We start from the raw sequence: 20,582 nt of genomic DNA on the forward strand, positions 1-20,582 counted from the left end.
TGGGCGGGCTTTTGTTGTCGCACCGACTCGGCGGTGCTTGCATCGAGGTATGTTCAACGAAGCTCAGCTGTACTCGCCGGTCACCCGGTCCGGCGACGGCGATGTCGTGGTGCACCTGAGCGACGAGCACCCCGGCGTACACGATCCGGACTACCGGACGCGCCGCAATGCGATCGCCGCGCTGGCACTGGATTACGCACCGGGTAAGCCGCTGCCGCATATCGCCTACACCGATGAGGAACAGCAGGTGTGGCGCATCGTGTCGGCCGAGCTCGCGCGCAAACATCAGAAGTACGCCTCCGCCGAGGTGCTCGCGGCCGCGGCCCGGCTCGCGCTGCCGACCGATCACATTCCGCAGCTGGACGAGGTCTCCGCGGCACTGCTTCCGCTGACCGGATTCCGCTATGTCCCGGCCGCGGGCCTGGTGCCGCTGCGCGAATTCTTCGGCTCCTTCGCCGACCGGGTCTTCCACTCCACCCAGTACATTCGCCACCACTCCGCCCCGCTGTACACCCCGGAACCCGATGCCATCCACGAGATCATCGGGCACGCCAACCAGATCGCCAGTCCGCGCTTCGCCGCCATCTACGAGACCGTGGGCGCGGCGGTGGCCCGATTGACCACCGAGACGGCGCTGAAGTTCCTCGCCGATGTCTTCTGGTTCTCGATGGAATTCGGCGTGGTTCGAGAGAAGGACGAAATCCGGTGCTACGGCGCGGGATTGCTCTCCTCCTACGGCGAGATCGAGGAGTTCCGGCACGCCGAGCTGCGCCCGATCGACGTCGCGGCCATGGGCACCGCGGTCTACGACATCACGCACTATCAGCCGATCCTGTATTGCGCACAGTCGATCTCGGAGATCGAGGATGTGATCGGCGGCTTCTTCGCCACCATGGACGACGATTCGCCGCATCGCGTGGTGCGCGACATGGGCAATGTGACACATCATCGTTTAAACTCGAATGTTGCTGGTAGACATTAGAGTTTGGAAAAATCTCACGCCCCGAGACACGCCGCGACAACAGACCGAGCGACTGTTAGCCTGCCTCGCGTCCGATCTCCTTTGAAGGGGCGAGAGCCGAGATGACAGTTGATACAACGGATTCCACACCCGAGACGCCGCTATGGCTGCAGGGCCGGGACGCGGTGGTGGCCGCAACGCCCGCCGAGGATTGGCGGGGCAACCCACCCGATTACCACCTGACCAACGAAATCGTGCCGCGCGAGCGCACCACAAAACACGAGGCCGGCTCGCTCGAGGCCATTGTCGAGGATCTGGTGCGGGTCTTCGAGATGGAGGTCTCGCACAAGAAGGATCCGGCGACCTGGGTCTCGCTGGTGGCCGAGCACTACCGCGGCCGGGTCAACGGCGGACCGTGGCAGGACGCCGAGGAGTTCGCCAGCATCGGCAGCTACAACATCCTGATCGGCGACAATCCGTTCTACGAGGTCGAGCAGGAGACCTTCGAGTCCTCGCACCACATCTTCCACACCGCATTCCCGAACGGCTTCTTCTGGGAGGTGCTCGAGGTGCTGGCCGGGCCGCCCGCGGTCACCTTCCGCTGGCGGCACTGGGGTCGCTATGACGGCGAGTACAAGGGCCACCAGCCGACCGGTGAGTTGATCGAGATGTTCGGCGTGACCATCGCCAGGGTCAGCGACGACCTGCGCATCCTGGAACTCGAGCACTTCTACGACAACAACAAGCTGCTCGGCCCGCTGGCGCACGGGTGCCCGGTCACCAAGTCCGCCTGAAGTTCTCGCATCGCTCGGCAGGCTATTGCTTGCCGAGCGGTAGCCCAGCCTCCAGAAAATCCAGTGCCCGACCGAGGTTCTCGGCATTGAGCGGGGCGAGCGGCGAAACGGCGAGCGCTATGCCCGCGACGGCGCCCGCTGTCACCCGCACCTCGAAATCGTCCGGATCCCGACCCACATGCTCGGCGAGCAGGCTCGCCATCAGGTCGATACCGCGTTGCATTTCCAATCCGATGGCCGCGCGCAGCTCCGGCACGTGGTAGAGCAGCGCCTGACGCTCCTGCTCGAATGCCAGCTCGGCCGCTGGCAGCTTCGCGAACACCCCGCTCACCGCATTGCGGAAGGCGGCCAGCGGTGTGATGTCGCGCGGCTGCGCCCGCAGCTCGTCGATCATCAACGGATCGAGATCGTCGGCGAGTACCAGCTGTTCCTTGGTCGGGAAATAGCGGAAGAAGGTGCTCGGTGATACCTCGGCCGCCGCGGCGATCTGCTCGATGGTGGTCTCGCTGTATCCCTGCTCACGGAACAGCCGGAACGCTTCTACGCGAATCGTCCGGCGGGTCCGTTCCTTCTTCCGCTCGCGCAGGCCCTGCGCGGCCGTCCCATCCGCGGGCAATTCAACCGACATGTGTCGATTCTGGCCCATCGACCCCGACCAGTGCCGCCGGTATCGCCTGCGCGCTTTCCTTCTCGGCCGCGGCCCGCCGTGGCAGCACCCGCAGCGCGAGCGGTACCGCCACGGCGCAGATGGCCGCGCATACCCACAGCATCGCGCTCATCCCGCTGACGAAGGCCGACTGCACCTGCTCCAACATGGCGACATTTCCGGTCGACTTCGCCACCGCCACACCGGCATTCACACTGTCGCCGACCGGGTCGACATTCAACGCACCGAGATCGCCGCGGTACACGGTAGCCAAAACGGTGCCGAGCAGCGCCACCGCGATGGTGCCCGCCGCCTGCCGCATCGCCTGCAGCAGTGCCGAGCCGACCCCCGCGCGGGCCACCTCGAGATCGTCCATCGCGACCGCCATGCCGACCGGCAGCGCCAGGCCCATCCCCGCCCCGGTCAACGCGACCCAGACGGCGACGAACCAGTACGACGTTCCCGGCTCGGTCAGCGCACCCAAGCCGAGGGCGAGCGCCAGCACTGCCAGGCCCGCGGCCACCATGAGCGCCGGTCCCAGTTTCGGCCGCAGCCGGTCCCCCAGCCGCGAACCGATCAGCAGCCCGCCGATCATCGGCAGCAGCCGCAACCCGCTGCCGAGTGCGTCGACGCCCAGGACCGCCTGGTAGTACTGCGGCACGGTGAAGAACAGGCCGAACATGCCGAAGGTGATGATCACCGTGAACGCCGCACCCCAACGGAAGCCCGGGCTGCGGAACAGGCCGAGATCGACCAGCGGGAAGCTGGCGCGCCGCTGCCACGCGATGAATACCGCGACTGCTGCCGCGCCGCCGAGCAGTGCGGCCCAGCCCAGGCCATTGCCCCAGCCCTTATCGCCGAGCCGGATGAATCCGTAAGTGACACCGAGCATTCCGAGGATCGACAGCGCGGTACCCGGCAGATCCAGCGGACGCTGCTGCGGGTTGCGTGATTCCGGAACCAGCGCCGCGACGGCCGCCGCGCCGATCACCACCATCGGGACATTGATCAGGAATACCGAACCCCACCAGAAGTTGTCGATCAGCCAGCCGCCGAGAATCGGCCCGAGCGGCAGCCCGAGCGCGGTCGAGGTGATCCAGATGTTCATGGCCTTGGCGCGGTCGTCCGGGTCCGGGAACAGCACCGGCAGCACCGCCATCGATAGCGGCATCATGATCGCCGCCGCGACGCCGAGCACCACCCGCGCCGCGATGAGCTGACCGGCGCTGACGGCAAAGGCACAGGCCAGCGAGGCCGCTCCGAACAGCACCAGCGCGCCGAGCAGCAGCTTCTTGCGCCCATAGCGGTCGCCGAGTGCGCCGGCCGGCACCATCACGGCCGCGAGCGCCAGCGTGTAGGCGGTACTGAACCACTGCAGCGCGCCGGTGTTCGCGTTCAGGTCGATGGCCAGGGTGGGCAGCGCGACCGTCAGCACGGTCATATCCAGGCCGATGGTCAGCATGGCCACGGCCAGCGCCCCCAGCGCCAGCCAGCGGCGAGTCGAGTCTGTCGTCATAGCCCCTCCTAAAAATGATAGTAACAACTATTTGATAGTAGCTCTCATTTACTAGTATCTGTCAATACCTGGAACACGCCGCACGGGGACGACCGCGCCAGCCCGGCATCGGTCCACCACACCCAGTAGGCTCTGAGCCGATGACGATCCGGGACCCCCGCCTCTTCGCCAGGCCGAATCGCGGTTCCGTGGGCGCTGCGCCGATGAGAATCCGGGATATTCGCCGCCTCACCGCGCTCTGCCTCGGTACCGTGCTGGCCGTTGCCGCAGTGACCTGGGGCGCTGCCGCGACGCCGTCACAGGCGACGCCGTCGGCCGCCACGACAACGCCGTTCGCCACCCCGAACACCGATAGCTGCCCGCAGAAGACGAAGCCGCCCAATCCGATCGACGAATCCGAGGTGCCGGAACCGGGTCAACCAACGCCGACACCGCTGGCCGTGCCGATTCCGCCGGTCGGGGGTTCGCGCCTGGGCGAATGCGGCATTGTCATCCCCCGCGGCGCGCCGGCGGTGCCGCCGGATATTTCGGCGACGGCCTGGCAGGTCTCGGATCTCGATACCGGTGAGGTGCTCGCCGCCAAGGATCCGCACGGGCGTTACCGGCCGGCCAGCACGATCAAGGTGCTGCTCGCGACCGTCGCGCTGCGGACCCTCGATCTGGACAAGACGATCACCGGGACCCAGGAGGACGCGAACGCCGACGGCACCCGGGTCGGCATCGGCCCCGGCGGCCGCTACACCAACCGCCAACTCATGCAGGCGCTGATCATGGCCTCGGGCAATGACGCCGCGCACGCCATCGCCACCCAACTCGGTGGTGACGCCGCCGCCGTGCAGAAGATGAACGAGCTGGCGAAGTCGTTGTACGCCTTGGACACTCGCACCGCCAGCCCGTCCGGACTCGACGGTCCCGGTATGAGCACCTCGGCCTACGACCTGTCGGTGCTGTTCCGCGAGGCGATGACCATTCCGCTGTTCGCCGAACTCATCCACACCGAACAGGTCGACTTCCCCGGCTTCCCCAAGGACCCGAAAATCCCTGACGACAAAGACCGCCCGGGCTTCCCCATAGCCAACGACAACCATCTGCTCTACGACTACGACGGCGCGATCGGCGGTAAGACGGGCTTCACCGACGACGCCAGGCAGACCTTCGTCGCCGCCGCTCAACGCGACGGCCGCAGGTTGGTGGTGACGCTGCTGAAAGCCGATGTGAAGCCGCTGCGTCCATGGGAGCAGGCCGCCCGCCTCCTCGACTACGGCTTCGCCCTCCCCAAGAACGCCACCGTCGGCAAACTCCCCGAAGCCAAGACCACACCCGACAAAGGCACTGTGGGACTTGCCTCCCCACCTCCGGGGGACACCGACTACGAGGCGCAGCCCGCCGATGAGCCCGACAACCACGCGGGCACCCGCACGCTATTGCTGGTCGGCGGTGCGATCCTGGTGCTCGCCCTGTTACTGGGCGCCCGCCGCGTCAATCGCCACCGATAGCGGCGCTACCCATCCCGACTGCTCGCCGAGCGTAGTGATGTCGCGGTCGAATGCGGTGTGGGCGACCACCATTCGACTGCGTTCGACCTCGTAGCCGCGTTCTGCCCGAGCATTCCTCCAGCCGTATGCCGCTACACAGGCTTGTGGGAGGTCGCATGTACTAACGGATCGGGATGCGCCGGTCTTGATCTGGACCCACGAATATGCCACCAGATGCAACTTTTCCTGGGGTTATGTTCTGATCGCATGGAAATCCGCGGTGCTGCCACCAGCCGGGATAGCGGCGTGGTCTCCTGATGCGAACAGTGAAACCTGAAGGGAGGCAGGCATGTCGGAGGACGGATCGACCCTGGCACGGCGTCAGTTGGGGAAGTATCTGCGCAACGGGCGGCAGGAACGCGGGCTCGCACTCCACGAGGCGGCCAAGCTGATCCAGCGCAGTGGCAGCACGCTCCACCGCATGGAGAAAGGTCAGGTGGCCGAACTGCGCGAGATCGACATCGAGGCGCTGTGCAAGATCTACGAGTTCGATGCCGATCACACTGCGGCAATGAAAGCGCTTGCGGTACAAGGCAACGAGCTGGGTTGGTGGTATGAGTACGCCGACCTGCTGCCGAGGAACTTCGATTTCTATGTCGGTCTGGAGGCATCGGCACAGCGCCTGACGACCTACGAGCCCGAACTCGTACCAGGGTTATTGCAGACGCCAGCGTACGCGAGCGTGCTCATCCGGTCGGTCTACCCTGACGACGACGCCGAGGAGCATGCACGCAGGGTGGGGTTGCGAATGCGAAGGCAAGCCAGAAGCACCCGCAAGTACCTTCCGGCATCGCTCGACGTAATCCTTCGAGAGTCGGTCCTCCGGGGCATGGTTGGCGGGTCGAATGTCATGGCGACCCAGATGAGGTATCTCGCTGACATGAGCACCCGCCCCAACGTGAATTTGCAGATCCTTCCGTTCAACGCTGGGTTCCCCGTTGGAGTCGCGGTTGGTCCGTTCGTCATCCTGGAGTTCGGCACAGATAGAGATGGGCAGGCAATCGAGCCGCCGGTGGTCTACACAGAAAATTTCACGGGTGGCTTGTATCTTGCAAAATCAGCCACGGTTCAGCGATACGATCACACATACGAGAGTCTTCGGCGAAGCGCGATGGACGCCGCTACCAGCCGGGCTCTGCTCAGGCAGATGGCGAAGGAGTATGCGTGAACAGCGATCTGGCCGGTGCCGAGTGGTTCAAGAGTAGGCACAGCGGCGGAGCCGAGAACTGCGTCGAGGTCGCGTTCCTCCCGAACAACCATGTCGGCGTTCGCGATTCGAAGAACCCATCCAGCCCCGCGCTCGTGTTCACCCCAGCCGAATGGTCGGCCTTCACCGCCGCGGCGACTCGCGGAGAGTTCGACCACTGATCTCGAGGGGGCACCTCATCGCGAATCTCTCGGACGCGAAGTGGTTGAAGAGTAGGCACAGCGGCGCGGCCGAGAACTGCCCTCGAGGTCGCCTTCCTTCCCAACGTAGGATCGGCGATCAATGTACAGGGTAGCCAGCTTCGTACCGCCACTTACCATTTCGACGCGGATCTGCCCCGCGACATCCTACGGATCGACCTCGAATTCGAGCACGGCCGATGGTCCATGCTAGTCCACGAAGACGATGACACCGTGCGACTGGTCGAACCGCGGCCATCGGCGACAGCGGCCTGCGCATCGTGGATGCGGCGGCGCTGGCCCCCTGGCGCGATGCCATCGGCCGCGCTGTCCGATGGGTATGGTCCCTCGAGAACCAGAAGGGCTACCCCGACGCGATCCAGTTCGCCGACATCAGTGGCGGCGGCGCGGCAACCATCCAAATCCTCACCATCGCTTCACGTTTGAACATCCAGCAGGTGCGCACCATCGAAAACCCACCTCTCACCACCCTCTCCAGCCGGTAAGCACGGGAGGAAGAAAGCACCGTCGATGCCCCCGACGGCAGTCTCGATTGGTTTCGATCCTGCGGGTTCAGGCCGGGTCCGGCCGCAGGCGGCCGGACACTCACACCGAGTAGCCTGCGGCGCAGGTGAATACCATCAGGCCGATGATCGAGCCGAACGTTGCACCGGCGGGACTGGTGAGGACCGTCTGCAGGTAGTCCGAATCATCCTGCGCCGCAGGCGTTCAGAGGTGGCTCGAGCTCCTACCAGTACGACTGGTTGCGCCGCTGGTTCTGCTCGATCAATTCTTCTTCGGTGAGCTCATCGTCGGACGGTTCGCGCCGCGCCGTAGGCTCGGATGGAACCGGGTACGGGCGTTCCGCGGCCAGCCCGAGGGTCTCGACCGCCGCTGCCATGCGCGGGTCTGCGCTGAGTTCGGCGAGACGCTCACGTACGTTCCCCCGAGCCTGGTCCAAGGCCTCGTGCACGAGCTCGGTGATCAGGTTGCCCAGTGCGGCTCCGAAAGGTGTGACGCTCTCGTCGATTCGAACTGCTCGGAGCGTTCCGTCCGCGAGCACATCGACCGCAACCCCGTAGCGCGATGCGGTGGACCGGTCGGTCATCAGGGCGCGTTGCACGGCATCCATCTGATTGGTGATCGGGTCGATATCACCGTTGTTCGGGTACAACTGCACTGCACGCTCCCCATCGTGGCTGGTACGACCGTGCTATCGTAGCAACACATTTCGTGGGGCAAGCTTCGTGGTGAGGGGGTCGCGAGTGTCCGATCTGTATGTGGATCAGGCTGCGCTCGAGGGTATGGTTGCCGTGTTGAACACAGCGCATGACGCACTTGCTGCCGTGAAGGCGAAGAGTTTCATGTGGGCTATCCAGGATGCGCTGCCCGGCTCCGGCCTCGGGCACGCCTTCATGAAGGCCGGTGCACGGGCTGAGCTCAGCGTCCGCGGTGTCAACGTCCAGCTGAAGGAGATCAACGACTCGGCGGGGATCTGCATCGCGGAGTACAACAGGCAGCAACAAGAGCAGGCGCAACGAATCGCCGAGTTGTCCGAATCGCTGGAGTCCGGTCCGCGATGAGCTGGGTACCGCCGACGAAGACTCAAATCCGCAGCTGGACCTTCGATGCGTTGACCTCCCAAGCTGGGGAATGGGGCCAAGGCGCACAGACGATCACCGAGCAGCGCACCGTCGTCTCCCAGCAGCTCGCGGATTCCCCGGGTTTCTGGCGCGGAGGCGCCGGAGACTCGATGCGATGGAAGGGTGACGAAGCTAAATCATCGTTGTCGAAGGTGGTTTCGGCCTTCGACAAAGCTCAGCAATCCACGTCACAGATCATCGCCTCGCTCAGTTTCGCCAAATCCGCTGCGGTCAACGCGATTCAAGATGCCGAGGACGCGCGGTTCACTGTCGCTGAGGACGGCACGGTCAGCTTCTCCGAAGATGTCCTCGCATGGATTGCGCAGGAAAACGACTTCGGCAGTCCGATGATCGCCAGGATGGTGGTGACGCGTATCGCCAACCAGTACGAGGACAAGATCAAGAAGTGCCTCCGGGAGGCCGGCGATGCCGCGGGGGCTGCCCGGGAAGCGATCGAGAAGGTGTTCGCTGATGTTCCGGTGCCGCTGGGTAGTGACCTCGAAACCATCCTGACCTCATACCAAGTCGATGACGGCGACAAGCGCTACGTGATGTGGCCGGACGCCGACAAGGTTGCGCAGTGGAAGAAGTGGTCCCTGGGAACGATCGACATCGAGCCCAAGCAGGTCACCGCTGCGGAGGCGGAAATGCTGAACAACTTGAGCCTTTGGGACCAGTGGCAATTCAAACAGATTTCTGAGAAAGCGCAGGAGGAAGCCGAAAAGGTCTTTCCTCCGGTACAGATGCTGGATTCCGCAGGCAACCCTGTGTTCGATAAGGACGGCAAGCCTGTTATGAATAACCAGGACAACCACACCGACGCGTTCCGCCATGCCTACTGGAATGCCCTGTTGACCCGTGAATTCGGCGAGGATTGGACCAAGGAATACACGTCGAAGCACGAGATGCGAGACGACAACCGCTCGGTGCGCGAGGCGATGGACCTGTACAACAACGAGGTCGGACGCAAGATTGCCGTCGAGAATCCGACAAAAAATGGGTACAGCCCCTTTGGGAGCGACTTGAGCGATGTCGTCAAAGAGGCTGTCTTGCGAGGCGACACAGTACTGATCGACAAGAATATGAATCTGAACTGGACCAACCAAGTGAAGATCGGCGAGGCCGTGAACTCGGCAGCCTTCGACGCCCAGCCGGACAGCCGCTTGCCGGGCGCCCCTGTGGCAGAGAAATGACTTTCACCATAAATGATCTAGCTCAGTTAGGAATTCATGCGGAGTAATCTGACCCCCGCGCGTCTGCTCTCGGTGCTCGGGCTGGCGGCAATCCTGCTCCTGCCCGCCGGGTGCGACCTGTCGTCCTCCGACGAAAAAGTCATCGTCGAACAGGAGAGTCCAGCTCTGGCGGAAGTATTCGAACGTGTTCGGAACTCTCACGGCACAGCTCGACTCGGGGACCTCATTACCGAGTCCGGGATTCCGGTGGGTTCGTGGGACCGAATGTACAGCTTTTCGTCCGCCACAGAAGAAAGCCTCAACGATAGTCTCGGGACGAAGGGATTGGACTGGTGGGGTCTCCCTTTTATGTCCGACTCTCTCATACAAGTATTCGTCAATAATGGCAAAGTCGTGTACGCATACAGTGACCGCAACCCACGGTACGCGGCTTATCGGGGCGCAACACCAGAGTCTGAGGTGAAAGCCGTGGAGCGAACGGCAGTGGGAACAACGGAAAGCGACACCTATTGGAGCATCCAAATCGAAGAGTTTCCAAAGTAGGGTAGACGCAATGCAGGCGGGCCGCGTCGCGCGCCCGGGGAGCGAACCCGACACTGATTGTGACCACTCGGACCGGAGACGTTCTGTTCCGGCTGTCGAGGGCTTCGACAGCCACTCCGGTTCAGCGGCGGCGCAGCCCCGAAAGTACTAGCGCTGCAAGGGCACCCGCTCCGAAGTAGGCGGCGCCGGTGCCCATGGAGAGGCCCGGGGCGCTCATGCGGGGCTTGATCACGGCGGCAGCGGGTGGGGCTATTTCGGGTTCGGGCTCGTTTTCCGATGCTGTTGCGGCCCAGGCGGTTGCGAACAGGATGATGCGGTAGGTGATGTAGATGAACACCATCAGGCCGATGATCGAGCCGAATGTTGCACCGGCGGGACTGGTCAGGACCGTCTGCAGGTAGAACGACGCGACGTATTTGAAGATTTCGAAGACCACCGCGGCCAGCGCCGCCGCCCGTGCGGCACTACGGACAGTGACCGGTTCCCTGGGCAGACGCGCGATCATCCAGGCGAGCACCGCCCAGGAGGCGAGGAAGCCGAGCAGCATCGAGATGAGCACCAGCATCAGCCGCGCCCCCGGCAGATTCTCCAGGTGGAATGTGATCAGCACGCGCGCGCTGAGGGTGCTCGACGCCAGCGCGGACAGGCTGATCGAGACCACGAAGGCCAGCCCGAGACCGATCAGCGCACCGAGGTCGGAGAGCTTGTTGAACAACCAATTGTGTTCGGCGCTCTTCTGTTCCCACTGTTCGGTCAGCGCCGCCCGCAGATTCGCCATCCAGCCGAGCCCGGTGTAGACACCGACCAGCAGACCCAGTGTGCCCACGGTGCCGCGCGAGCGCACCGCCTTTTCGATCAGATCGTTGATCTGCGTACCGAGCGATCCCGGAATGTTCTCCACGATCTTGTTCTGCAGATCGGTGAACGCGCCCGGATGACCGGACAGCACGAATCCCGCGACCGCGAAGGCGACCATCAAGAGCGGAAACAGCGATAGCACCGTGAAATACGTGATACCGGCCGCGTAGTAGTCTCCGCGTTGCCGCTGATACCGCTCGCCTGCCCGAACCAGATGATCGAGCCACGGCCGCGACTGGATCCGTTGTTCTACCGAAGCCTTGACGTTGTCGATCACCTGCACCTGTCACGCCCCTTCAACAGAGACCGCGGTGTTGATCCGCAAAGCGGTCGATACCGGTATTCCCCGGCTAGCGAGCCAAAAACCCCACCCGGTCGTAAACCTGTGCCAGCGTGTTGCCAGCGATCTCGCGCGCCCGCTCGGCACCGGCGATCAGAATGCGGTCGAGTTCACCCTGATCCGCCAGGTACTCTTCCACCTTCGCCTGCAGCGGCGTGACGAATTCCACCAGCGCGTCGGCGACGTCGGACTTCAGATCGCCGTAGCCCTTACCCGCGTAGTCGCGTTCGAGCGTGACGATCGGGGTGCCGCTGAGCGAACCGAGGATCACCAGCAGATTGCTGACGCCCGGCTTGGTTTCCGGGTCATACCGGATCTCGCGCTCGGTATCGGTGACCGCGGAGCGAATCTTCTTGGCGGTGATCTTCGGATCGTCGAGCAGGTTGATCAGACCGGCGTCGGTGGAGGCCGACTTGCTCATCTTCGAGGTCGGGTCCTGCAGGTCGTAGATCTTCGCGGTGCCCTTGACGATATGCGCCTCCGGCACCACGAACGTCTTCTTGAACCGAGTGTTGAAGCGCTGGGCCAGATTTCGGGTCAGCTCCAGATGCTGGCGCTGATCCTCACCAACGGGCACCTGATGCGGGCGATAGAGCAGGATGTCCGCGGCCATCAGCACCGGATAGGTGAACAGTCCGACGCTGGCGTTCTCCGCGCCCTGTTTGACCGACTTGTCCTTGAACTGGGTCATCCGGCTGGCCTCGCCGAATCCGGTGATGCAGCTGAGCACCCAGGTCAGCTCGGCGTGCTCGGGCACCTGGCTCTGCACGAAGAGCGTGGAGCGCTTGGGGTCGATGCCGAGCGCGAGCAGCTGCGCGGCCGCCGCCTTGGTGCGCGCGCGCAGTTCCTTCGGATCCTGGGGCACGGTGATCGCGTGCATATCCGGGATGAAGTACAGCGTCTCGTAATCGTCCTGCATGGTCACCCAGTACTGCAGCGCCCCAAGGTAGTTGCCGAGATGGAAGGACGAGCTGGTGGGCTGGATCCCGGACAGCACCCGCTGTTTGCGATCAGCGGCCGGGGTCGTCTGAGCAGGACTGGACATATCCCGATCTTCGCATGCTGTGTCATATCGGCGGTGTTCGCGGGTCCCTCCACAGTTACACTCCGCTACCGCCTCCGGGCCCGTCGCTCACACCACGGGCCAGATCGGCGGTGTTCGCCAGTCCCTCCACGGTCACACTCCGCCACCGCCTCCGAGCCCATCGCTCACACCACGGGCCAGATCGGCGGTGTTCGCGGGTCGCTACCGCCCGGTCATGCGGAATTTCGCGACGCCCAGTTACGCGGGTCTACACCCGGCATGCTCGGGCGACCGGTGCTGAGCAGTTCGTGTTCGCGCTCGGACAGCAATCTGTAGACGGGCGCACTGGGACCGGCCAGCGTGCCGCGCAATACCGGCGGCAGCAGCGGCGGGGCGATATGCGCGGTGCGCACGCCCTGGGCCAGTGCGCGGAAGGCGAGCTGTTCGGGAAGTCCCCACCGCATCCCGTACATATCGCGGATCCGCGGCGGCAGGCTGCCCTGCACCAGCAGGTAGAACGCGCCGACGACTTGGCGCAGCGGCCCGCGCTGCGGATAGGGCACGCGCTGACCGGCCAGATATGCGCCGACCAGCCGGGCCTCATCGGTGAGGAACAGCTCGTCCGAGGCCAGGTAATCGTCGAAGGATGTGCGGAACAGCCGGTAGCTGCCGGGCGCGGCCTCGCGCGGCATGCCGAACAGTTCGGCCCAGCGGACGTAGTCCTGGTACAGGCCTTCGCGTTCACCATCGGTCAGTGGGCGGACCAGCAGATCGTGCATCACCTCGGCGGAGTCGAAGGTGAAGGCCATGGTCATGTACATCAGGTGCGGGTCGAGCGCGGAGTAGCCGGTGCCCGCCGGATGATGCGCACCCGCGTCCTCGGGCAGTGCGCCGACGACCTTCGCATGCTTCTTGGTGGTGAAGGCCAGCGCCCGATCGGCCTCGTCCTTGCTGCCGAGGAAGACGGCTTCGAAGAGCTTGCCGGTCAACGCGAGTCGCGTGTAAGGCGTCGTCCGATGCTCGGTGTTCTCCGCTGTTCCGACATACAGCAGCGGATGCACGGCACCGACGACCAGGGCGCGCTGACCGTAGGTGAGACCCACCGCGCGCTTGCCCATGACCCGTCGGACCATCGAATTGTCCGCGAAATAGCCGGGCTCGGACATCGCTGCCTCCTCATCGAGTGCGTGCCGTCGGCCGCAACGGGCATCAGCGCCCGGACTGCCCGCCATCCCGGCGCACGCCGGGATTCACAGCATCTGGCAATAGAATCTCCCAGAATCGATGATCTGGCAATAGCCTATGCCAGATTGTGCTCGGATCGGATCCGGCCGCATCCAGCGCCGCGTCGGACCGTGATCCGATCTGCCGCAACCGCACCCGTGCCAGAATCGCAATATGACAGCATCGCGCAGCGATTCGGTGGGGGGTGGTGGTCGGGCGACGGGTGGGCCAGCATCGCGCAGCGATTCCACGGGGGATGGTGGTCGAGCAGCCGGTGGGCCAGCATCGCGAAGCGATTCCACAGGGGGTGGTGGTCGAGCAACCGGTGCGCGAGCATCACGTAGCGAATCCACGAGCGATCGGCCGACAGGTAGGTCAACATCGCGCAGCGAATCCGCGAGGGATGGCGACCGGGCGACCGGTAGGTCAGGATCGCGCGGCGACTCCACAGTAGGCAGCGGTCGGTCGACGAGCAGATCGGCATCACGTGGCGACTCCGCCGGGGAGGGCGGTAAGGCGACGGGCAGCCCAGCGAAGCGGACCTACGGCGGCGTCTCCGCCGAGGAGCGCCGCGCCCAGCGGCGCACGACGCTGCTGGATGCCGCGCTGGAGATCATCGGCACCCAGGGCATCGCCAAGCTCACCGTCTCCGGACTGTGCGCGCAGGCCGGACTCAACGAGCGGTACTACTACGAAAGCTTCGACAGCCGGGACGCGGTGCTGGCCGCGCTCATCGACAGGATCGCCGAGGAAATGGCCGCGACGATCGTCGGCGCTTTGCAGACCGCACCGGCGGACACCCGAGCCAAAGCGCATGCGGCGATCTCGGCGGGCATTCATCTGCTCACCGACGATCCGCGCAAGGCGCATGTCGCGCTGGTCGCTGGCATGGCGACGCCGGAACTGCGTGCGCGCACGAACCAGACCGTGCGGGTATTCGCCCGACTCGTCGCGGCCGAGGGCATCGACTTCTACGGCATCACCGATCCGGACCCGGATCCCACCATCGACTTTCGTGCCACCTACCTCGTCGGCGGACTGGTCCAAACCCTGACCGCCTGGCTACAGGACGACCTGCCACTCACCCGCGACGAACTGATCGAGCACACCACCGATGTGTTCGTCCTGCTCGGCGAGGACCTGGCCCGCCGCCTCACCTGAGCCAGCGCCGAATCGAATTGCGAGTTCGCCGAGAGCGGTCATCCGGCCCTACGGGCGCAGCCGGACGATCTGCGGGTCGGCCGGTTCGCCTTGCAGGACAACGCGGAAGGCCAGGTCCTGGTTGGACCAATAGTCGGCGGCATCGCGCATTGTCTCGGTGAACCAGTCGCGCTCCTCCAGTTCGTCGATGAGCAGTTCGGCCGAATCGCGGATCACGGCAACGTATCCGGTAGCGGAGCCGACGAAATCATCCAGGTCGCGCAGACACTCGTCGAAGGCGTCCTTATTCGCGCCGAAGTAATACGGGAACTGGAAAGCGGCGGCGAATTCGTCGAAAACGCCTGCGGTGGTGCGCATCTTGCGACCGCGCAGTTCACGCACCACGTAGCCGGAGGGTGCGTCGTAGCGCACGCCGCTGAATGTCGTCGCGTCGACCGGGAGGGCACCGAGTACCGGCGTGGGCGCCGAGGGCACCGCGTTCGGCGACCGACCGGTCTCGGGGCGGGCAAGGAACTGCGATAACGAGACTGTCATCAGCGCATCCTCGTGAAGGTTTCGTAGTGGTCACCGGTGTACCAGGCGGAACCGTCGCTGCCGGTGACGATGCGCTCGGCGTCGCGAGAACGGTTGCGCTGCTTGGGGTTCACATCCCATTCCTGATAGCTGATGGGTTTGCCTGCCGAATCCTTGGCGGGCAGTGTGCCCGCGCGGTTCATCCAGGTGTCGCCACCCTTGGTGCCCGGGGCGTTGGCCGAATCGGGCCAGCGGCCCGCATCGATCTCGACCAGGGTCGCGTAGGCGCGCTCCGGTACACCGGGGGCTCGGGTCGCGGCGGGCGCGGTGGCCGTGTCCGGTCCGCGCACCGGGACCACCGCGCTGGTGCTGCGCGCGGTCGAAGCGACCGAGGCGACGGTCGGTTTGCTGTCCATACCCCCGCGCGCCGCGAGCACCGCGATCACCAGCGCCAGCACCGCAACACCGAGCACCGCGAGTGAGCGAACCCGCTTGGACGTCAAATTCATCAGCACTCCACCGCATTCCCGAACGTCACCGCGCCGTATCGGCCGCGGGCATGGACCGTCTTCGACGTGCGGTTCATCGGCACTGCGCCGCAGTCCCAGCACTGTCGCGAATCATTATCGTTTATGAGACTGGCGACTGGCTCAGCGCGCCCGGAAGCCTCACCGCGTAGTATCGACCCGCGAGCCGCGTAGTCGCAGAGCATCGTGGGATTGAGCCCACCGACTGTTGCCAGCGAGCGCGGTCCGCCTGCTACGGAATGTTGCTGTACCACCGATCAAAGTCCTGCCAAGTCGGGGTCTGGACCTTGGTTCAACCAGTACTACTGGTCGAGCTAGGGTCTGCTGCCCTCTCGGCCTAGGAAGGTCGGGCATAGATGGATATCAGCGTCGCACTTGCGATTACGGCCGCGTCTGGAAGTGGCTCGTTCGCCTTAGCGCTGGTCATCGTTAGTATCGTCGCCCTTCGGGATGCACCGCCCGAGAGGCGGGCTGAGATTATTCACGCCTTGGCGGCACTCTTCAGACGGCAACGTCCTGAACCTCCGTCGAGTCAGACGAAGGGCGATAGCGCCCCAGAACTTCCCTACCGATGAGCTTGGGTGCGTTGTCGGCAAGTGGCTGCAACGTGGGGGTGCGGCCCTCCCCCTGGGCCTGGCGGCCCACCCTCCCAGATACGGGCCACTCGCGCACACGACCGGAGGTGGGGGGTGCGGGTGCCGGAAGGTCGCGCTGACTGCCGCTGCCGGAGACGGTCACGAGCTACTCGACTGCGCCTGACTGGGTGATGCCGTTCGACGCCAGAGAGCTAGTATCTGCTCGGCCTGTTCCCGCGTAATGATCGAAAGCCCTCGCGACGCGATGATCAAGCTCCGCACCATGGCATCGGCATCTCGCTCGATGGCAACTTCATGCCGGGCTGTGAATTCTGTGATGGTGGCAGCGATGCCGTCTGAGGCCCTCACATACCCGAAGTGCCCATACTCAAGATGCTTGCCAGGCACGGGGAAAACCTTGCCGATCAGATCCTTTTGCCAGCTGTCGCTGATGCGGACCTGGACGTTGACCCTCCCAAATCCGGCGACTACGCCGTGGGACCTCGAACCGACGTTGCCCCGGTTGGCAATCCCGTCTACCAGGGTGACTGGATCGCCCACTGCCAGGGTCACGTCCCTCTCTATCACGTCCTACAGCCACTGTGCGCGCTCCTCCCTAGTGCAGCCTGCGCCAGGCGCTTGAGAGTACTTGAGTCTCCTGCCCTGGAGGACAGGGAAATACGAGCCACCCGTCCGGCGCGACTGCTGACGTGGCAGTAAGTGACAGACCGTTCACGACGGGCCTATGCACGGCCTCGTCCCGCCCGGGGAGTCGGGGCGGCCTCCGGCGATCCCCAGGGGGCATACCCTCGCCCCCGCCTCCGGATCGGCTCGTTATGCGGGTCCCGTCTCGTGTACGGGTTTTGGAAGTCCGCAATCAGAAATGGGCCTATTATTGCTGTGGCGAGGAATAGGTGACGCCACCTGGAATTGTCCACCTGGAATGATTTGATGGCTCAGCGTGGCCGCAGAGGCTTCTAATCGCCGTCCCCGTGCCGGGCTTCAAGCGCCCGGCGGATCAACTCTCGCGCCTTCTCACCGGTCACGGATTGACCGGCAAGAATATCGAACGTCCGGTGATAAACCTTGATCTCTCGCGGTTGAGTAATCGTCAACTCTGCAGTAATCGCCTCGACAGTTACGCGGCGTTCATCGAACATGACGAAATTTGTCAACTGCATCGGCAGTTCTGCGCTTAAAGGAACGATTCCGAAGTTGACGCGGGGCAATCCCATTGCCGCGAGCAACCTATCCAGTTGTCCGACCATAACCGAGGGACCACCTACTTTGTTGTATAGCGCTTGCTCACCCATCAGGATATGAAACCGCCGGTCACCCAGATATAGAATCTGCTGACGATCTAAACGTTTGGCAACACCTTCATCCAAATCGTCTGGTATTCCATGAAACTTGATGGACCTTCGCAGAATCGCCGCAGCGTATTCAGCGGTTTGAAGGAGTCCAGGTATCAGCGTCGGTTGATATACCCGCATCACCTTGGACTGTTGCATCAAGCGTAAAATCTCGTGCTGCTTTTGCTTAGTTCCGCCGCTAAGCGTGCGCCGCCACTCGCGGTATGCGGCTTCTATGTTCTGGAGTGTTGCGATTAGGTCCGGTATCTCGCTTTCAGCTCCGGTAAGGGAGCACCAGACCTGTATGTCAACAACCGATGGCTTTGTCTTACCGTATTCGATTTTCGGCACCCTGGTTTGATGCCACCCTGCCCTACGGGCAAGCTCGCTACCACTAAGTCCGGCAGACTGGCGAAGCCCCCGGAGACGTTCCCCGAGAGCTTCGCGCGCTTGCTGTACAGAATTAGTCACCGGTCAGAGTTCACCGGGCGTATTCGTTGAACGGAACCGCAGATTGCCAGAGCTTTTCTTTCACGCTCCGACAATACGCTGCAATACCAGGGTCGATGGTTATTGCCGCTCCAGCGGGCTTACCGTCATTATCTACTAGATTGAAACCCACCTTTGTGTCATCGAACAGCCACCAGTCATCCGAAGGAACTTCCCCGGCAAGATGGCGGGGCAGATAGCGAATATCTTCGCCAGCCTCTACATTGCTGGCCGTTATGGAAAACAGCCAGCGCTGATAATCGCTGTGCGGCACAGTGACCACTCGCACCCGCGTAACCCTCACCCCACGGCTAACGGTTTCCTGGACCAACTCCGTCCACGGCCGTTTGCCGAATTCCGGCGCAGGTGGTTCACCGCTCAGAAACCGGCGCAGCGGTTCGGACTCGCTAGGCACGGAGTAAGTGTCTCTCACTTCCAGGTGGAATGCTTCCCGTTGGGCCTCCCGGAAGAGTTCCGCCCACGGACTAGGCTGCCGCAGTAACACCGTAATAGGTCCTCTCTGCCTTCGGTACTTCGACGGCGGTCTCGTGAGGTTCCATGCTCATCTGATCCAACGTCTCACGGTCAGTGATCGGCCGACCGGACACCAGGAAGGTTCCCCGGCCCGTGTCCGTCATGGTGGCCCCGATGAAGGTGTCCGGCTCAGCGAACCCGGTCAGAAGGTGCGGTATCTCCACCGTCCCCGGTGTCTCCGTCTTCCAGCCCACCACAACGTAGGTACCCGTATCCGTCGCGAACAACGTGGGGCACTCGCCGTCACCCGAACCACCCTTACCAAGGAATTTCAACCACATGATGAGTCTCCTGTCTGGTTCTACGCGCAACTATGCTTGCGCGTCTCAATCCTCCCTCTCGTGAGGCATGGTTTACCTCGGACTAGGCCAATTTGGGCATAGTTAAGCATAGGTGTGGTCGCAGTAGGCGGACATTTCCTAGCGTCGGAGCTGGCCCCCGTGGCATGTGACGTCAACCGGTCACGGGGTGCCTACCAACACCGGACTACAGGAGTCGAGATGGACAGGCGCACACGACTGTTCGTGTTCCCAGGCGGGTTGTTGGAGGTCTACGACAACGGCGACGAAGGCGGTTCGGTGTACCTGGAGTTGTTCGGGCCGAACCCCCGGACCGAGCAAACGACTCCCCACCCGATCGAACCAGAGGTTTCCTGATGCTCGACTGGCATATCGGCTTGGTCGTGGCGGTCTGCATCCCGCTTGGCGTGTTCGCGATGGTGGTGTTCTGGCCTCAGCGGATACCGAAAGAGAAGTCTGTACAAGCGATCCGGGAACGGATCGAACGCGAAGATACGCGTCAGCAAGGCGGTATGTAGATGACTGACGACGATCTTCCGGAACGTGATCCGGGTGCGAGATTGGGCCTGTTTCTACTCTCCAGCTTTGACGAGTGGGAACCTCCGACGCCCGATCTTCTAGAGCGAGTTAAGTCCGGACTGAATAATTTGAATCCATCAAAATCGGGGGGTTCCCTTTGAAGACCAATATTGCGCGACTAGGGCTTATCTCTGCGGCCGTGCTGATCGGCATGAGTCCAGCCGCTACGGTCGGCACCGGCACGGCCCGCGCTGCCCTCAGTTGCGATTTCGAGTTCACGCGCAGCGTGCCGACAGTGCTACCGCCCCAGATCACGGGGGATGGCATTGCCGCCTGCGATGTCCCGCCGGACGAACACATAGTTACGTTGTCGCTGGACTATCAAGAGGGTGGTAGGTGGGTTTCTGCCTCCGCCCGTCCCGATTCGACCATTCCACCGCCGTACCGGGCCGGTGGACACTCCTACACGGTGTCTGCCGCGTGCTACGCCGGGAGATGGCGCGTCAGCGTCGGCATACGGGGGAAGATTCAGGGGCACCAGTTCACCTACACCAACGCATCCGGCACCCTGGAGGTACCGACCTCGCAGTGTCACCCCCGATTCTGAAGGAGCCAGAGTTGTGTCTACACCCGAACCGATCGAGTACCCGATAGATCCCGATAACCCGCCGGAGTTTCCCGGAACGCTGCCTCGAGAGCTTTCGGTGGCGCTCCGTGATCGGTTGCAGAAGATTGCAGAGGAAGTGAACCCGTACCTCGGTCCAGACCACCGGGCCATAGACGCACTGGTCAAAGCCGCAACAGAGTTGGCGGTAGTCACCTTCCCTAAGTCGGGACAGTACGCCGAGTACACCCCGGACGAGTAAGCCCGTCTACCTACTTAGGTAACCCGCAATCGGATTGGGGTATGTTCTGCGGCCCTCTGGGGGTCTTCTCGTGTCCGAAGGGGA

At 63.5% G+C, this 20,582-nt stretch carries 25 protein-coding genes; 13 read left to right on the forward strand and 12 right to left on the reverse strand.

Features of this window, described 5'->3' with window-relative positions; all coding sequences use genetic code 11:
* Positions 1-49: 49 nt before the first annotated feature.
* Together ACQP0C_RS36060 and ACQP0C_RS36065 are read left to right on the forward strand one after the other, a co-directional pair.
* Positions 50-982, forward strand: coding sequence for a phenylalanine 4-monooxygenase (locus ACQP0C_RS36060; RefSeq protein ID WP_433727420.1), 933 nt, complete (start codon positions 50-52; stop codon positions 980-982).
* Positions 983-1,083: 101 nt separating this feature from the next.
* Positions 1,084-1,755 carry an ester cyclase gene (locus tag ACQP0C_RS36065; RefSeq protein WP_433727422.1) on the forward strand — a complete coding sequence of 224 codons (672 nt, stop codon included), beginning with the start codon at positions 1,084-1,086 and terminating at the stop codon, positions 1,753-1,755.
* A 22-nt stretch (positions 1,756-1,777) separates the two neighbouring features.
* On the opposite strand, the gene ACQP0C_RS36070 is transcribed toward ACQP0C_RS36065, so the two are convergent.
* Positions 1,778-2,383, reverse strand: a complete 606-nt coding sequence (locus ACQP0C_RS36070) for a TetR family transcriptional regulator (protein WP_433727424.1) — start codon at positions 2,381-2,383, stop codon at positions 1,778-1,780.
* Complete coding sequence (locus tag ACQP0C_RS36075; RefSeq protein ID WP_433727426.1) at positions 2,373-3,917, reverse strand: MFS transporter; 1,545 nt, start codon at positions 3,915-3,917, stop codon at positions 2,373-2,375. Before ACQP0C_RS36075 ends, ACQP0C_RS36070 begins: the two co-directional genes overlap by 11 nt.
* 203 nt (positions 3,918-4,120) lie before the next feature.
* On the opposite strand from ACQP0C_RS36075, the gene ACQP0C_RS36080 reads away from it, so the two are divergent.
* From ACQP0C_RS36080 to ACQP0C_RS36095, 4 genes are all read left to right on the forward strand, one after another.
* Positions 4,121-5,413, forward strand: a complete 1,293-nt coding sequence (locus ACQP0C_RS36080; protein WP_433727428.1) for a serine hydrolase — start codon at positions 4,121-4,123, stop codon at positions 5,411-5,413.
* 328 nt (positions 5,414-5,741) lie between these two features.
* Entirely contained in the window at positions 5,742-6,620 is an 879-nt protein-coding gene (locus ACQP0C_RS36085) for a helix-turn-helix domain-containing protein (protein ID WP_433727430.1), read from the forward strand.
* Positions 6,617-6,820, forward strand: coding sequence for a DUF397 domain-containing protein (locus tag ACQP0C_RS36090; RefSeq protein ID WP_433727432.1), 204 nt, complete (start codon positions 6,617-6,619; stop codon positions 6,818-6,820). Before ACQP0C_RS36085 ends, ACQP0C_RS36090 begins: the two co-directional genes overlap by 4 nt.
* A gap of 299 nt (positions 6,821-7,119) precedes the next feature.
* Positions 7,120-7,344: a DUF6334 family protein gene (locus ACQP0C_RS36095; RefSeq protein ID WP_433727434.1), complete on the forward strand. Its 225-nt coding sequence runs from the start codon at positions 7,120-7,122 to the stop codon at positions 7,342-7,344.
* A gap of 242 nt (positions 7,345-7,586) precedes the next feature.
* Here the strand turns inward: ACQP0C_RS36095 and ACQP0C_RS36100 are convergent, their stop codons facing one another.
* Positions 7,587-8,018: a YbaB/EbfC family nucleoid-associated protein gene (locus tag ACQP0C_RS36100; protein ID WP_433727436.1), complete on the reverse strand. Its 432-nt coding sequence runs from the start codon at positions 8,016-8,018 to the stop codon at positions 7,587-7,589.
* A 136-nt stretch (positions 8,019-8,154) separates the two neighbouring features.
* On the opposite strand from ACQP0C_RS36100, the gene ACQP0C_RS36105 reads away from it, so the two are divergent.
* Genes ACQP0C_RS36105 through ACQP0C_RS36115 form a run of 3 tightly spaced genes read left to right on the forward strand, consistent with a single transcriptional unit; the run spans position 8,155 to position 10,217 of the window.
* The gene (locus ACQP0C_RS36105; protein WP_433727438.1) at positions 8,155-8,421 is read left to right on the forward strand and encodes a hypothetical protein; all 267 of its coding nucleotides are present in this window, start codon (positions 8,155-8,157) and stop codon (positions 8,419-8,421) included.
* On the forward strand, positions 8,418-9,674 hold the full coding sequence (locus ACQP0C_RS36110) for a DUF6973 domain-containing protein (protein ID WP_433727440.1): 1,257 nt from the start codon (positions 8,418-8,420) through the stop codon (positions 9,672-9,674). Before ACQP0C_RS36105 ends, ACQP0C_RS36110 begins: the two co-directional genes overlap by 4 nt.
* A gap of 36 nt (positions 9,675-9,710) precedes the next feature.
* Positions 9,711-10,217, forward strand: coding sequence for a hypothetical protein (locus ACQP0C_RS36115; protein WP_433727442.1), 507 nt, complete (start codon positions 9,711-9,713; stop codon positions 10,215-10,217).
* A gap of 121 nt (positions 10,218-10,338) precedes the next feature.
* On the opposite strand, the gene yhjD is transcribed toward ACQP0C_RS36115, so the two are convergent.
* From yhjD to ACQP0C_RS36130, 3 genes are all read right to left on the reverse strand, one after another.
* Positions 10,339-11,358 (reverse strand): inner membrane protein YhjD, encoded by a 1,020-nt coding sequence (gene yhjD, locus ACQP0C_RS36120; protein WP_433727444.1) that lies wholly within the window; start codon positions 11,356-11,358, stop codon positions 10,339-10,341.
* A gap of 67 nt (positions 11,359-11,425) precedes the next feature.
* Positions 11,426-12,460 carry a tryptophan--tRNA ligase gene (gene trpS, locus ACQP0C_RS36125; protein ID WP_433727446.1) on the reverse strand — a complete coding sequence of 345 codons (1,035 nt, stop codon included), beginning with the start codon at positions 12,458-12,460 and terminating at the stop codon, positions 11,426-11,428.
* Between the two features lie 212 nt (positions 12,461-12,672).
* On the reverse strand, positions 12,673-13,605 hold the full coding sequence (locus tag ACQP0C_RS36130) for an oxygenase MpaB family protein (protein WP_433727448.1): 933 nt from the start codon (positions 13,603-13,605) through the stop codon (positions 12,673-12,675).
* Positions 13,606-13,837: 232 nt separating this feature from the next.
* Between ACQP0C_RS36130 and ACQP0C_RS36135 the strand changes: the two genes are divergently transcribed.
* A complete protein-coding gene (locus ACQP0C_RS36135; RefSeq protein ID WP_433727450.1) occupies positions 13,838-14,824 on the forward strand; it encodes a TetR family transcriptional regulator in 987 nt (328 codons plus the stop codon).
* Positions 14,825-14,872: 48 nt separating this feature from the next.
* Here the strand turns inward: ACQP0C_RS36135 and ACQP0C_RS36140 are convergent, their stop codons facing one another.
* The 6 genes from ACQP0C_RS36140 to ACQP0C_RS36165 form a co-directional block, all read right to left on the reverse strand.
* Complete coding sequence (locus tag ACQP0C_RS36140; RefSeq protein WP_433727452.1) at positions 14,873-15,358, reverse strand: barstar family protein; 486 nt, start codon at positions 15,356-15,358, stop codon at positions 14,873-14,875.
* Positions 15,358-15,846 (reverse strand): ribonuclease domain-containing protein, encoded by a 489-nt coding sequence (locus tag ACQP0C_RS36145; protein WP_433727454.1) that lies wholly within the window; start codon positions 15,844-15,846, stop codon positions 15,358-15,360. Before ACQP0C_RS36145 ends, ACQP0C_RS36140 begins: the two co-directional genes overlap by 1 nt.
* A gap of 752 nt (positions 15,847-16,598) precedes the next feature.
* Positions 16,599-17,012, reverse strand: coding sequence for a hypothetical protein (locus ACQP0C_RS36150; protein ID WP_433727456.1), 414 nt, complete (start codon positions 17,010-17,012; stop codon positions 16,599-16,601).
* Positions 17,013-17,416: 404 nt separating this feature from the next.
* Positions 17,417-18,262, reverse strand: coding sequence for a helix-turn-helix domain-containing protein (locus ACQP0C_RS36155; RefSeq protein ID WP_433727458.1), 846 nt, complete (start codon positions 18,260-18,262; stop codon positions 17,417-17,419).
* A gap of 10 nt (positions 18,263-18,272) precedes the next feature.
* Complete coding sequence (locus ACQP0C_RS36160) at positions 18,273-18,785, reverse strand: DUF6879 family protein (RefSeq protein WP_433727460.1); 513 nt, start codon at positions 18,783-18,785, stop codon at positions 18,273-18,275.
* Positions 18,766-19,095 carry a hypothetical protein gene (locus ACQP0C_RS36165; protein WP_433727462.1) on the reverse strand — a complete coding sequence of 110 codons (330 nt, stop codon included), beginning with the start codon at positions 19,093-19,095 and terminating at the stop codon, positions 18,766-18,768. The genes ACQP0C_RS36160 and ACQP0C_RS36165 overlap by 20 nt, the downstream gene beginning before the upstream one ends.
* Before the next feature lie 219 nt (positions 19,096-19,314).
* On the opposite strand from ACQP0C_RS36165, the gene ACQP0C_RS36170 reads away from it, so the two are divergent.
* The 3 genes from ACQP0C_RS36170 to ACQP0C_RS36180 all read left to right on the forward strand — a co-directional run bounded on the left by ACQP0C_RS36170 (position 19,315) and on the right by ACQP0C_RS36180 (position 20,498).
* A complete protein-coding gene (locus tag ACQP0C_RS36170; protein ID WP_433727464.1) occupies positions 19,315-19,470 on the forward strand; it encodes a hypothetical protein in 156 nt (51 codons plus the stop codon).
* On the forward strand, positions 19,470-19,631 hold the full coding sequence (locus ACQP0C_RS36175; RefSeq protein WP_433727466.1) for a hypothetical protein: 162 nt from the start codon (positions 19,470-19,472) through the stop codon (positions 19,629-19,631). Before ACQP0C_RS36170 ends, ACQP0C_RS36175 begins: the two co-directional genes overlap by 1 nt.
* Positions 19,632-20,252: 621 nt before the next feature.
* Positions 20,253-20,498: a hypothetical protein gene (locus tag ACQP0C_RS36180; protein WP_397051226.1), complete on the forward strand. Its 246-nt coding sequence runs from the start codon at positions 20,253-20,255 to the stop codon at positions 20,496-20,498.
* Positions 20,499-20,582: the final 84 nt, after the last annotated feature.

The sequence above is a fragment of the Nocardia sp. CA-129566 genome (genome assembly GCF_050956075.1).
GTDB lineage: Bacteria > Actinomycetota > Actinomycetes > Mycobacteriales > Mycobacteriaceae > Nocardia.

Bases quoted from the DNA above. Each gene is read 5' to 3' on its own strand.
- ACQP0C_RS36060 (WP_433727420.1), top strand. From the start codon at position 50: ATGTTCAACGAAGCTCAGCTGTACTCGCCGGTCACCCGGTCCGGCGAC.
- ACQP0C_RS36065 (WP_433727422.1), top strand. From the start codon at position 1,084: ATGACAGTTGATACAACGGATTCCACACCCGAGACGCCGCTATGGCTG.
- ACQP0C_RS36070 (WP_433727424.1), bottom strand. From the start codon at position 2,383: ATGTCGGTTGAATTGCCCGCGGATGGGACGGCCGCGCAGGGCCTGCGC.
- ACQP0C_RS36075 (WP_433727426.1), bottom strand. From the start codon at position 3,917: ATGACGACAGACTCGACTCGCCGCTGGCTGGCGCTGGGGGCGCTGGCC.
- ACQP0C_RS36080 (WP_433727428.1), top strand. From the start codon at position 4,121: ATGAGAATCCGGGATATTCGCCGCCTCACCGCGCTCTGCCTCGGTACC.
- ACQP0C_RS36085 (WP_433727430.1), top strand. From the start codon at position 5,742: ATGTCGGAGGACGGATCGACCCTGGCACGGCGTCAGTTGGGGAAGTAT.
- ACQP0C_RS36110 (WP_433727440.1), top strand. From the start codon at position 8,418: ATGAGCTGGGTACCGCCGACGAAGACTCAAATCCGCAGCTGGACCTTC.
- ACQP0C_RS36115 (WP_433727442.1), top strand. From the start codon at position 9,711: ATGCGGAGTAATCTGACCCCCGCGCGTCTGCTCTCGGTGCTCGGGCTG.
- trpS (WP_433727446.1), bottom strand. From the start codon at position 12,460: ATGTCCAGTCCTGCTCAGACGACCCCGGCCGCTGATCGCAAACAGCGG.
- ACQP0C_RS36130 (WP_433727448.1), bottom strand. From the start codon at position 13,605: ATGTCCGAGCCCGGCTATTTCGCGGACAATTCGATGGTCCGACGGGTC.
- ACQP0C_RS36135 (WP_433727450.1), top strand. From the start codon at position 13,838: ATGACAGCATCGCGCAGCGATTCGGTGGGGGGTGGTGGTCGGGCGACG.
- ACQP0C_RS36140 (WP_433727452.1), bottom strand. From the start codon at position 15,358: ATGACAGTCTCGTTATCGCAGTTCCTTGCCCGCCCCGAGACCGGTCGG.
- ACQP0C_RS36145 (WP_433727454.1), bottom strand. From the start codon at position 15,846: ATGAATTTGACGTCCAAGCGGGTTCGCTCACTCGCGGTGCTCGGTGTT.
- ACQP0C_RS36165 (WP_433727462.1), bottom strand. From the start codon at position 19,095: ATGTGGTTGAAATTCCTTGGTAAGGGTGGTTCGGGTGACGGCGAGTGC.
- ACQP0C_RS36170 (WP_433727464.1), top strand. From the start codon at position 19,315: ATGGACAGGCGCACACGACTGTTCGTGTTCCCAGGCGGGTTGTTGGAG.
- ACQP0C_RS36175 (WP_433727466.1), top strand. From the start codon at position 19,470: ATGCTCGACTGGCATATCGGCTTGGTCGTGGCGGTCTGCATCCCGCTT.